Here is a 12692-nt window from a genome sequence, read left to right as displayed (position 1 = left end):
ACCTCTCAATACTCATAGATCTGTCTCGCCACTGTTCCTCAGGTAATTTTCGTAGTCTTTTAGTGATACTACATCGCCATACTTGCCATTAATATCAAATAGGTTAGCGTCGTGAGGCGCCTGGTGCCGATCACCAACACAGTCTCGAATTACAATGACACGATAACCATGCTGTACACCATCTACAGCAGTGGCTCGAATACACCCACTGGTTGAACATCCGGTTAAAACAATGGTATCGACGCCCTGGCTGACGAGCGTACTCGAAAGACTTGTTCCAAAGAATGCGCTAGCATATTGTTTGCTAACGGTGATTTCTTGCTTTTCGGGAGCAACTTCTACGCAGAATTCTGCTAGGGGGTTGTCCGATGTCATTGCCTTCATAACCGGCGCCTTTTTGAGCCACATTCCACCATCGATGAAAGCGTCTGATTGATAAAGGATATTGGTATGGATAATCAGTTGGTCCGCTTTTCGGGCAAGTTTAAGTGCTTGGGCTGCCTTCGGGATTGCTGCAACGACGCCGGGTGCAAATAGAGGCGAGCCTTCTGTCACATAGCCTTTGAGGAAATCGATAGAAAGCAGGGCTGCCTTTTGTCCAAACCCTATGGATGTATCCCACACGCCCTGATAATTTTCTTTTAGCCCGCTATTCGTATTCGCCATTTTCTTTTCCTCAATATATTCCAGACAGCAGTGCACCCGCGCCGGGAGAAACTGCTTCCAGGTCTAGAGCCTTAAGCATCTGGTAGGTTGTTGCCGCGGCTGCCGTGACCACGGGCTTTTTTGTCAATGCTTCGACGTAGGAAATTGCACTTAAAGAGGGCATTTGAACGCAAGCAGAAAGGACGATGACATCCGCATCTTCATAATTCATCGATGAAACAATGCCCGGGAGCTTATCAGTATCATGACGGGCAACGTCAAGATTGTCAGGTATCTCGAGCGCTCTGTAGTCGACAACCTCGAAACCCTCACTAGCGATGTAATCCACGACCATATCTGTGAGGGGCTTCATGTAGGGAGCCACTAACGCTATTTTTTTAGCGTTCATGATTTGCAATGCTTGAACCAAGGCGCCAGCGCTGGTGACGACCGGTGTATTGAGACCTTGATCTTTCGCTCTTTGTGTCAGTCGAGCTTCAGACTCCCGATGATAGCCGACACCCATCGACATAATGGCGACTAGGCAGGCATAGCCCATGACGTCAACCTGTGCGTCACTCAACTCCACTGCACAGCGATCTGATTCTTTATCCATCGCTTCGAGCTGCTCTTTACTGACCGTCTTCATTCGCATGCGGCTGGAGTGAAAGGTAAATTTTTCAGGGCGAATTGCCTGGCGAGCGGTGAACATGGCGGGTATTTCCGTTTCCATGGTCAGATTGGAACTAGGCACAATTTGTCCAATTCTATAAAGAGTATTCATCGGTTCTTCCCGTGTTCGCAAATTTTTAGCGCGTTCGTTATAGGCGTGCGTTTAGAAAGCTCGTTAGGCTAGCGAAGAAGCCATCTAGGTCGTCCCAAGGAATCATGTGTCCAGCCGCTTCGACTCGCTTGATGTCGAGATCTTTGATCTTTTCTCCAAACTCTCTCTCATCCTTTTCGAGAATTACGCCACCTTTTCCTGCGACGACGAGGAGCGTTGGTATCGTCAGGCCGGGTAGGTCCTTGTGAATATCATCTTCATGAAAGCCGTTAAAGGCAGTGACAATGGCGGGGGTATAACACGTGTGTAACCATTCAGCGCGAAGCTGAAGCTGCTCGTCGGTCCAGGTCGGGCAGTACTCTCTCATACGACTCACATCGCAACCTTGCAGGGCATCCTTGATCGAGTCTACATACCATGGCAGCTTGCTCGGGTATTCTCTTCGGCCTGGTCCAGAGACTGGCGGGTCAACGAGCACAAGGCGCTCTAATCCGTCAATACCACGGGCGGCAGCTCTGATACCGAACCTGGCCCCCATGGAATGCCCAAGCAAAATAAAGTCTTGCAGGTTTAGCTGTTCAGAGAACGCAATGATGTCGTCGGCACAGGTATCTATGTCATAACTCAAATCCGGTCCTGAGGAGCTGAGTCCTCTTCCGCGTACATCGAGAACATAGGTGTCGAATACCTTACCCAGTCTTTCGGCAACAAAGCCCCAGGTGATTGCCGGGCTGGTGATACCGGGAACGAGGATGAGAGGTTGACCGGTTCCGCCGTACCTTAGAAAGTGCTGTCGGATACCGTTGGCTTTGATATTTGCGCCGTAAAGGTAGGTAGAGTTCATGCGGCCGTCTCGCTCTTCAGCTCCTGCCGAAAGACGTCATGACCGTAGACCCAGGCGGGGTCTTCTTGTGTTCTTAGAAACGTGTTCGCATTTGAAACTGCCTGAACTTTTGTTGCTCGTCCTTTGCGATTGTTTTCATAGAGCTTAAACGCTGTGTCGTAATTGCTCAGGCCGGTCTCTTGAAGGCACCTGGCAAGCATGGCGGCATCCTCAATGGCCATACCAGCACCTTGCGCCATATGAGGCTTCATGGGGTGGCAAGCGTCTCCCAATAACACAAGTCTACCCCGGCTCCAGAGGGGGAGAGGGTTGCGATTATTGAGAGGCCACTTGGTGATTTCTAATGTGCTCTCAATCAGCGCTTGGACAGTCGAATGATATCCCTCAAACGTATGGAACATTTCTTCTTTACTGCAATCGATAAAAGATCCTTCAAATTCTAGCGTTTCTTGCGGGACTCCCGTGACAAAATAATACTCGTCTTTTTTGCCTGTGGTGTAGTAAACCATCATGTGTCGGTCATCACTCCACCATTTCACGCAATCCTCAAAATCCAATTTATATTTCTCAAGGGCTTTACCGTCGATGATCGCTCGATGGGCAACCCATCCGGAATAACTCGGTGCTTCTTCACCTAGAAGTGCTTCGCGTATTCTTGAATTAATCCCATCGGCACCAACGACAATATCGGCTTCCGCTGTGGAGCCGTCCGCAAAGGTCAAATGAACTTCGCTGCCGGAGTCAGATACATCGGTGAGCCGCTTACCGTAATGAACGCTTCCTGATTGAAGTGATTTGATTTGAACGGCATGCATATCGCCACGGTGGATCGTAATGTAAGGCGCTCCATATTCTTTGAGTGCATATTTTCCAAGGGGAATTCGGGAGAGGTAATCTCCAGTTTCGCCATCCCGGCTGAGCCAGAAATCAGGGTGGCAACCCATAGCGCTGAGTTGATCGGCAATACCTATGTGTTCAAAAATCTTCATCACATTAGGGCCAACATGAATCCCTGCGCCTAGGCGTGTAAATTCATGCGCTTGTTCGTAGACGTTTACGTCGTATCCAGCCCGTTGAAGCAGTGCCGCCGCTGCTGCACCACCGAGACCCGCACCCACGACTGCGATGCGCTTGCCAAGGTTGCTCATAGTTTCCCCCACGATAATTCGGTTGCGTCTGGTATGTCAATTCCCATATTTAAATAGTGTATACGCTATATGATTTGTAAGTAAAGCAGAATGTTTCGTCGTATAAATAAGTAAGAAATATACTTCCATAAAAAATTAGCATTGCATTAAAAGTGTATACGCTTATTATGGGCGAAGTCGCTTGCTCTCACATTAGCGCGGTAATAGGTGTCGAATTTAATCTACAGAAAGGTGAGTCGAGAGGAATTTATGCCGGTTAGAAATTCAGAATTAACCCAAATGTTTGAGCGGGTCTTAGCGCTCTCTAATGTTGATTCATCACAGAGCGTCGCGATTCTTAAAAGCCACTATTCTGATCCAAGAACGGTGCATTCTGCTATGGACGCTGCGCTAAGATTGGGCGCTAAGGTGTTTGCTGTTGAGCTTCCATCATTTAATCATCCACTTGCGATGGGTAATGATTTGACGGCCTACTGTGGAGATACGGCATTAACCGGTAATCTAGCTGCGCAACGAGCACTTGAATGCGCCGACCTGATTGTGGATACCATGATGTTGCTTCATTCTCCAGAGCAAGAGCAGATACTTGCATCCGGTACTCGTATTTTGCTTGCCGTTGAGCCTCCCGAAGTTCTTGCAAGAATGCTTCCTACCGAGGAGGACAGGCTGCGGGTGGAGGCGGCAAGTAAATTGCTCGAGTCTGCCAAATTGATGCGCGTGACGTCCAAGGCGGGATCCGACTTCACGGCTGCTCTTGGGGAATATCCTTGTGTGATGGAGTATGGTTTCGCCGACAAGCCTGGCCGTTGGGATCATTGGCCAAGCGGCTTTCTTTTTAGCTGGCCCAATGAAGGAACGGCAGAAGGAACGCTGGTTATCGACCAGGGCGATATTCTTCTTCCTTTCAAGCGGTATGCGAGGGATAGAATCACTTTGGAAATTGAAGCGGGATTTATTACTGGCATTATCGGCGGTTTTGAAGCGGAATACCTACGAGAGTATATGGCTTACTTCCACGACCACGAGGTTTATGGTATCTCACATATTGGCTGGGGTCTGCAGCCTAGAGCGCAGTGGACTGCGATGGGGCTTTACGATAAAAACGACGGTATGTGTATGGATGCTCGCGCATTTTATGGTAATTTTTTGTTTTCGACCGGACCCAATACAGAAGTTGGCGGTAGTCGAAAGACGCCATGTCATATGGACATACCTCTGCGGCGATGCAGCGTCTTTTTAGATGACAATGCTGTCGTTATTGACGGTGACGTTGTTGCCCCTGAATCTTCAATTGTGACCCGATAGGTCTTATCGGCCATCAGGAATGCTGTGAATAAGTCAATTTCTCTTTTCATCAACGATCATGCCGTAGAGCTACAGTTAGCACCTGAAACACCCCTTCTGTATATATTGAGAAATGACTTGGGCCTTAATGGACCCAAATATGGCTGTGGTCTCGGCCAATGTGGTGCTTGTTCTGTTCTGGTTGACGGTCTGGTTGCACGGTCTTGCGTCTTGCCTTTAGGGCGAGTCGAGAACCGGCATATCACGACGCTTGAAGGTTTGAGTGCTGATGGCGAGTTGAGCTATGTACAAGAAGCGTTCGTTGAAGAGCAGGCGGCCCAATGTGGATATTGTCTGAATGGAATGATCATTGGCACAACCGGATTGCTGACTAAAAATTCCGCACCGAGCGATGACGAAATCAAGGAGGCGCTGAAGTTTAATCTTTGTCGCTGCGGGGCGCATCAAGAAATTCTCTGTGCTGTACGTAAAGCAGCTCAAAGAAAATTGGCGGAAGAAAGTGATTCGTAATTTCTTAGAGGTCGACCAAGCTTCGATACAATCGCTGGAGTTAGATGGTCTTCTTTATGCCATTGTCATTAGGCCTCCAGAATTCTTGTTAAAAGATGAGTATTTTACTTCGGATGCGCTCTCTGCAGTTTCTCTAAATAGCGAAGGGGCTCAGCTAGTCGTCGAGGGAAATTTTGTTGCCGTCGCGGCGCCATCCTATGATGCCGCGAGAGCTGCAGCTCAACAGGTTGAGATTTCCTGGATTTCAGAGAGAGAGCCTCAAGGGTTACCACTCTCTGGAGCCGCTACGAACACGATCAGTGATTCCTGTAAGGATTCTCCAGATTTCTTTGAGCGAGAATACAGCAAGCCCAATCGGTGGAGTTGGGGCGTCCGTCCGCAATGGACAGTTGCGCGAAAACGTACTCATAAATGGACTATTTGGGCAAATACAGGAACAGAGAACATTCTTTCGCGCGACCTGTCGGATCTGCTCGATTGTGCGATAGCGGATCTGGAGATTTGTGGTGGGTCAAACAAAAGTTTTGGCCGGACTTGCGTCGATGATGCTGCAGCAGATGCGGCTTTCATTTCGTCAAAGTTGGAAAGGCCCGTCGCGGTGTTGCTCGATGATCAGTATGACGAGGTTGCGCAGCGTCTCGGGTATTCACACCAAGTTAGAATATCCAGCACTCATGATCCTGCGGATAGTGTGAAGGACCAGTTGCTCAGCGCCTGGAGCGGGGCTCCTGTGCTGGCCTTGCTGCTTACCAATTCTTCCGGGTTTACTAAGGCTCATCAGTCGCGACAGCACTGGCCCTATCAAATTGCTCACACAGAAGTGTCCGATCTCTCCAAGGAAACCCCGGTTTATTGGGATTCTTTAGCTGCGGTTCAACACGACGTATTTGCTAGAGAGTCCTTTCTTGATGAGTTGGCGGATTCCGGGGCAGCATGTCCGATACAGTTCAGGCTCGCTCGAATGACCGATCAACGCGGGCGTGACCTTCTCGAATCCTGCGCACAACAAGCCAGCTGGCAGTTTTCACCTTCCCGTCCTGTCTCAATTAAGCAACAAGACCTAGTGTCGGGAAGAGGGGTGGCCTATACCAGTACCGCATCGTCCACGCTCGGTAATGAAGCAACTCGCGCGGCGTGGATTGTCGACGTCGACGTAAATACGACGACAGGTGATGTGAATCTAACGCGAGCCGTCATTGGCCAAGACGCCGGCCCTATGCGCGAGCCGCGTTTTATCCAAAACGATTTAACGCAAGAGCTTATTCAAAGCGCGGGTTCGTTACTGCTCGGAAGCATGGACTATGATCAGTGGGGGAACGTTGATTCTTGCTTTGATGGTGAATGCCACGAGCTTGTTTCAACGAGCGATTCGCAACAACTTTCAGCACCGCCTGGTGCTCAAGTGCAACAGACATGTTCCAAAGGTCTAGTATCAGAGCCTCTCTCGATGGCCCCAGGTCTCCTCAATCCGGCCGTTGCCGCTATTGCAAATGCTATCTACAACGCAACAGGCGTTAGGTTTCGTTCTCCTCCTTTTTCTTCGCATCGCTTACGGCACGAGCTTTCTCGCGATATAGCAGGGCAAGCTCGCAAAGTAAAAGAAAAGAATACTCAGCGGGGGAGGATATTGGGAGTCGGCGTCGCGATAGTCGGGGCAGCTGCACTGTACCTACCTTGGCAATCGGCCATCTCACCAGTATCCAGACCGGCGAGCAACTTGTATTCCGATCAAACCATTGAACGTGGCCGCTTAGTGGCTGAAGCAGGAGATTGTGCTGTCTGCCACACTGTCACTAACGGTAACCGGAATTCTGGCGGAAGACCTTTTGAAACACCTTTTGGTACCGTTTACAGCACGAACCTAACGCCTGATGAAGCCAATGGGATAGGGCGGTGGTCGTTTGCTGCCTTTGATAGAGCTATGCGGCAGGGGGTAAGTCGGGATGGTCGTCATCTGTATCCGGTTTTCCCATATACCGCTTTTGCAAAAATATCCCATGCTGATATGCAGGCACTTTACGCGTATTTGATGGCTCAAGATCCAGTAGATTCTAGTCCTTCTGAGAACGACATGCGCTTTCCCATGAACTATCGAGGACTGCTTGCTGGATGGAAGGCGCTCAATCATAGCGATGCTCTATTTAAGCCAGATGCCTCTCAATCGGCACTGTGGAATCGCGGCGCTTACCTTGCAGAAGGGTTGGGGCACTGCAGTGCCTGTCACACACCTCGTAATCTGTTGGGCGCAGAGAAACAGGGGGTATGGCGTTATTCAGGAGCGATGGTTGATGGATGGGAGGCGCCTGCATTAAACCAGCTCTCCAGATCACCGATACCCTGGACAGAGGACGACCTATTTGTCTATCTGAGTGAAGGGCAGTCTGAGCGGCATGGCGTTGCCGGCGGACCTATGATGCCCGTCGTTGCAGGATTGGCCGAACTTCCGGAGTCGGATGTTCGCGCGATAGCTCACTATGTGGCTTCCTTGAGTAATTCGACCCTGCCTAGATCTGAATCTAGGCAGGGCGAGAATACTGGCCGCCAGACGGCAGCATCCGATCTGATTTCTGAGGGTGAGGCGATCTTTGAGTCAGGATGCAGTTCCTGTCATGGGGGAGGGGAGACCAGCATGTTTACCGCGTCGGTAACATCATTGGAAAGAAATACCAATGTTTTTAGTGCCACTGCGGACAACGTTATACAAACCATACTCTATGGTGTTCAGGACGATACGTTTAGGCTTTCATCGCTGGGTGTCATGCCAGGGTTTGCAGAAAGCTTGTCTGACGCTCAGATTGAAAAATTAGTCCATTTTATCCGGTATAGATACGCGCCTAACTTGCCTGCCTGGAGTGCCGTTAGAGAAACGATTGCCCGTCAGAGGCAGCACACTGTCAGTTATTAATTTATGCAGATGGTTGGCGACCTCGAGCTTCCCATCAGTACCTAGTTTAATGAGTGTTTAGGGGTGCACCAATAAAAGTCGCTTGCAACACGCTGGTGCGAATAAATAGCGCATACACTACATGTTGATTTTAATATTATAAGTAAATTGATGATATATATATATTATTTATTCTTGGCGTGTTTTTTGTTTGGTGTTTAATTAGTGTGTACAGGGTAAAATTTAAATGTGCTACCAGTCGAAGGGGTGAAGAGTGAACAAAGATCAGCTCGCAGATTTTAACAGGAAGGAAACGGTTAACGTTTTGGAAAAAGGCTTGATGCAAGGTCGCGTAACCCGACGATCTTTTATCAGCGCTGCCCTTGCGGCAGGTTTTAGCGTAGCGACAGCCAACTCCATGGCCGCGTTTGCTGAAAAAGCTCGCGATCAACAGGCATTAAATAGGAAAAATCTTAAAACTAAATACGACTTTATCGTCTGTGGCGCCGGCTCCGCCGGTTGTGTTGTTGCTCGTCGTCTCGCTGAAAACCCAGAAGTCAATGTACTGCTTCTGGAAGCGGGTGGTACGGATCAAATACCGGAAGTTCTGGATGGAACGATTTGGTTTAAGAACCCAGGCACGGAGAGAGTCTGGCAATTTAAAGCTCAGCCCACACCAACTTTGAACGGCAGAACGCCGGATCTTCCTATGGGTAAAATATTGGGTGGAGGATCCAGTGTGAATGGCCTGGTCTGGGCGAGGGGCCACAAAAACGATTGGAATGATTGGGCTTCATTTACCAAGAATGACGCTTGGGGCTATGAATCGGTTCTGGACATCTATCGCCGAATCGAGGACTGGCAGGGACCTGATAGTCATTTGAGAGGTAAAGGCGGCAATGTAATCGTTGATTTACCTCGTGGAGATATCAATCCCGTGTGTACCGCGATGATTGATGCGGCGAGAGATTTCGGCATGCCAACGCCCGTTGATCTTAATGGAGAGATTCAAGAAGGCATTGGCGGCGCAGGTCTGCCGAATTTAATCATGAAGGATGGTCGTCGATGCTCAATGTCGCAGGCCTATGTGAACCCTTACCTGGATCGACCCAATCTGACGGTTCTTCTGGGGGCGGAAGTAAATAAGCTGAAAATATCGAACGGACAGGCAAGGGGAGTAGAATTCGAATACAACGGGGAAAAAAAATACATCGAAGCAGATATGGAAATTATATTGTCGGCGGGTTCAATAAATACGCCCAAGATAATGATGTTGTCAGGTGTTGGTCCCGAAGCTGAGTTAGCAAAGCATGGGATCAAGATTCAACACAAATTAGAAGGCGTGGGCCAGAATTTCCAGGATCACATCCTTCTAGGTGGATGTATGTACGAATCTCCTGAGCCGGTCATCGGTTTAAATAATTCTGCTGAGTTCACTTATTTTTGGAAGAGCGACTCCTCCGTTAAAACGCCGGATATTCAACCCTTCCTGGAAGAATTTCCATTGTCCAGCGAAATTACACGGAAGCAGTTTAACATTCCTGAGCACGCCTGGACATTTGCTGCGGCTATTGTGAAACCAACGAGTCGTGGCCATGTGACCATCGCAGATAACAATCCACGATCGTCGACCCTTATTTATCCAAACTTCCTGTCCACAGAAACCGATATCAAAGCGCTGGAAAGATCAATTGAGATTTGCCGGGAGCTCGCCGATTCAGACCACATTAAACCTTTCAGAAAGAGGGAGGTTATGCCTGGCAATTTGAAAGGAGAGGATCTCGTTAACTTTATGAGAAATGCAGCCGGTACCTACTGGCACCAGGTTGGAACTTGCAAAATGGGCGTTGATGATATGTCTGTGGCAGACGGAAATCTAAACGTGTACGGCGTAGATAAGCTGCGTATCGCGGACGGTTCTGTAATGCCTGAGACGGTATCAGGAAACACAATGGCAGCCTGTGTCGTGATTGGTGAGCGATGCGCTGAAGAAATTAAAAAGCAATACAGCCTTTGAGTAGCGGTATAGGAATAACGAGAATGCAAAAAGATTATTATGCAAATTATCTCTCGCAGAAAAGTATTGATTTCCTCTGCCGAGAACACCAGCTTTTTATTAACAACGAATGGGCCGAGTCTGCATCCAATAAATCTATTGAAGTATGCGATCCTGCGACTGGTAGTTATCTAACGAGCATCGCTGTAGCCGAGCAAGAAGACGTCGATGCTGCCGTTTTAGCAGCGAAAAATGCGCTGTCAGGAGACTGGGCGTTGCTCAGTCCTATCGAGCGCGGAAAATTGATTTCAAAGCTTGCTTTTAAGATTGAAGAGTTATCTGATGAGTTGGCAGAAATTGAGGCCGTTGATTGCGGCAAATCTTTATCTCACGCTAAATATGTAGACCTCGATCTCACTGCCAAAACCTATCACTACATGGCGGGATGGGCGAGTAAGATTGCCGGCGAATCTGTATCGATTTCTGGCGGCACCCAGCAACACACCTATACCCGTAGGGAGCCAGTCGGAGTCGTTGCTCAAATCATACCTTGGAATTTTCCTTTGGTGCTTTTAGCGTACAAACTAGCTCCTAGCCTGGCTGCCGGGTGTACAACAGTGATTAAGCCAGCAGAAAATGCGTCTCTGAGTATCTTACGTTTAGCGGAAATCGCAAAAGACGTAGGATTTCCGGCAGGTGTCATTAATGTCGTGACAGGCTACGGACATGAAACCGGAAGCTGTTTGGTGAAACACAAAGATATTTCAAAAATCGCTTTTACGGGATCCACCAATGTGGGTAAGAGTATCGTGAAAGCATCCGCGGATGATTTGAAACGGGTTACGCTCGAGCTAGGAGGCAAGGCTCCAATGGTAGTGTTTTCAGATGCGGATCTGAACAAAACGATTCCGGGTCTGGCCATGGGTGCTTTTTTCCATCAAGGACAAGTTTGTACAGCGGGGGCTCGATTATACGTTCACGACTCTATTCACGATCGTGTTGTGGAAGGTTTGAAAGAATATGCTGAGAATCTCAATGTCGGCCACGGTATCGATCCAGAAGTATCTTTTGGACCACTTATTTCGCAAGCTCAACTCGATCAGGTATCAAATTTTGTTGATCGGGGCGTGGCCGCCGGAGCGCGCCTCGTTTGCGGAGGCCTGAAAATGGATCGTCCAGGGTTTTATTTCTCGCCAACGATTCTAACCGATACTCACAACAACATGGAGGTTGTAAGGGAAGAAATATTCGGACCAGTGCTCTGTGTCATCAAGTTTTCCGATGAAGACGACTTAGCCTCTTTAGCATCTCAGATCAACGACAATCAATACGGTTTGGCTGCGAGTATTTGGACAGAAAATTTGAGTCGTGCTCATAAAATGGCTGCCCATATTGAGTCTGGCAGTGTTTGGGTCAACGCACACCACGCTTTTGATCCAGCCTTACCTTTTGGTGGATTTAAGAACTCCGGCCTCGGAAGGGAGCAGGGATCGGAAGCGATCAGAACATTTACTGAAGTGAAATCGGTTTGTATTAATCTCTAAGTTAGGAAGGAAGTATTCTGATGTTTAAAATGGATTCAAACCTGAAGAAGTTGTTATCACTGGCTCCTCTTGTATCTCTTTCATTTACCGCTGGAGCAGCGGAAATCGCCACAGATTTCGGAGATTATCAGCCCGCGCCCGCTGGAGTAGATCTATTCCTTCTTTATGCACAGGCGACTCAATTTGATAGTTATTATGTGGATGGTGAAAAAGTCGATGGCGATTTCGATATGGAGACAAATATTGGGCTGCTGAGGTGGGTTCACTTCATCGAGCTCGGTGGCTATATAATAGATCCCCAAATTGTTGTCCCATTTGGTGAGGTCAGCTTGAACAAAGATTTTGGCGCTTTGGAAAAGTCATCCTCCAGCGGGATAGGTGACCCCTTAATTGGCGGGACAATTTGGCTTTACAACGACACAACCACGAAACGCTCGTTTGGTTTAACGGCCTTTATGAGTTTACCTATGGGTGAATACGACGGGGATCAAGGCGCTATCAATATTGGCTACAACCGTTGGAAAACGATTTTCCAAGCAGCTTACGAAACGCCAATAACTGATAATATCTCTCTTTCATTACTGGGTGAATATAATATTTATGGTAGGAATGACGATTTCTATGGTGAAGAGCAAACTAAAGACGATTCGTACGGGTTGCAAACCCATTTAGCCTACCTGTTTTCCAGTACTACAAACGTTTCTGTATCGTATTACCATGATTTTGGTGGAGAAACTTCTGTAAATGGCGTGGATCAACGCGACGAGATGGACAACAGCCGATGGTTGCTGTCCGGTTCAACTTTCATAACGCCATCAATACAATTGAAACTTCAATACGGGAAGGCGCTGGATGTTGAAAATGGAGCTTATGAGGATACTCGTTTTCAATTCCGAGTTACCAAGGTATTTTAATCTACAGTTTGGTCTAGTCTACAGTAGGGTATGCAACTCCAGTCACTTTTATTTGTAGTGGCTGGAGTTTTTCACGACTAACTGCGGATAGATTATCCAATCTCATTTCTCCCTGACG

The 12692-nt window shown here is 48.3% G+C and carries 10 protein-coding genes; 6 read left to right on the top strand and 4 right to left on the bottom strand.

The genetic code is table 11. The annotated features are described in order from the left end of the window. Positions 1–12 precede the first annotated feature (12 nt). The 4 genes from ACXAFR_RS07510 to ACXAFR_RS07495 all read right to left on the bottom strand — a co-directional run bounded on the left by ACXAFR_RS07510 (position 13) and on the right by ACXAFR_RS07495 (position 3421). The gene (locus ACXAFR_RS07510; RefSeq protein ID WP_475174769.1) at positions 13–666 is read right to left on the bottom strand and encodes an isochorismatase family protein; all 654 of its coding nucleotides are present in this window, start codon (positions 664–666) and stop codon (positions 13–15) included. Positions 667–676: 10 nt separating this feature from the next. Beyond that, positions 677–1399, bottom strand: a complete 723-nt coding sequence (locus tag ACXAFR_RS07505) for a maleate cis-trans isomerase family protein (RefSeq protein ID WP_475174763.1) — start codon at positions 1397–1399, stop codon at positions 677–679. 67 nt (positions 1400–1466) lie between these two features. Next, the gene (locus tag ACXAFR_RS07500; RefSeq protein WP_475174757.1) at positions 1467–2273 is read right to left on the bottom strand and encodes an alpha/beta fold hydrolase; all 807 of its coding nucleotides are present in this window, start codon (positions 2271–2273) and stop codon (positions 1467–1469) included. Continuing rightward, positions 2270–3421 carry an FAD-dependent monooxygenase gene (locus ACXAFR_RS07495; protein WP_475174753.1) on the bottom strand — a complete coding sequence of 384 codons (1152 nt, stop codon included), beginning with the start codon at positions 3419–3421 and terminating at the stop codon, positions 2270–2272. The genes ACXAFR_RS07500 and ACXAFR_RS07495 overlap by 4 nt, the downstream gene beginning before the upstream one ends. A gap of 249 nt (positions 3422–3670) precedes the next feature. Here ACXAFR_RS07495 and ACXAFR_RS07490 point away from each other — a divergent pair, with 249 nt between their 5' ends. From ACXAFR_RS07490 to ACXAFR_RS07465, 6 genes are all read left to right on the top strand, one after another. Then, positions 3671–4726: a 2,5-dihydroxypyridine 5,6-dioxygenase gene (locus tag ACXAFR_RS07490; RefSeq protein ID WP_475174751.1), complete on the top strand. Its 1056-nt coding sequence runs from the start codon at positions 3671–3673 to the stop codon at positions 4724–4726. 24 nt (positions 4727–4750) lie between these two features. Beyond that, positions 4751–5236 (top strand): (2Fe-2S)-binding protein, encoded by a 486-nt coding sequence (locus ACXAFR_RS07485; RefSeq protein ID WP_475174747.1) that lies wholly within the window; start codon positions 4751–4753, stop codon positions 5234–5236. Beyond that, a complete protein-coding gene (locus ACXAFR_RS07480; protein ID WP_475174744.1) occupies positions 5184–8141 on the top strand; it encodes a c-type cytochrome in 2958 nt (985 codons plus the stop codon). Before ACXAFR_RS07485 ends, ACXAFR_RS07480 begins: the two co-directional genes overlap by 53 nt. Before the next feature lie 253 nt (positions 8142–8394). Next, positions 8395–10137, top strand: coding sequence for a GMC family oxidoreductase (locus ACXAFR_RS07475; protein WP_475174742.1), 1743 nt, complete (start codon positions 8395–8397; stop codon positions 10135–10137). A gap of 23 nt (positions 10138–10160) precedes the next feature. Continuing rightward, positions 10161–11660, top strand: coding sequence for an aldehyde dehydrogenase family protein (locus ACXAFR_RS07470; RefSeq protein ID WP_475174738.1), 1500 nt, complete (start codon positions 10161–10163; stop codon positions 11658–11660). Between the two features lie 20 nt (positions 11661–11680). Beyond that, positions 11681–12574 (top strand): transporter, encoded by an 894-nt coding sequence (locus ACXAFR_RS07465; protein ID WP_475174736.1) that lies wholly within the window; start codon positions 11681–11683, stop codon positions 12572–12574. Positions 12575–12692: the final 118 nt, after the last annotated feature.

Source organism: Pseudomaricurvus sp. ABR4_320 (assembly GCF_056159445.1).
This window is presented reverse-complemented; position numbering and strand designations above follow the sequence as displayed.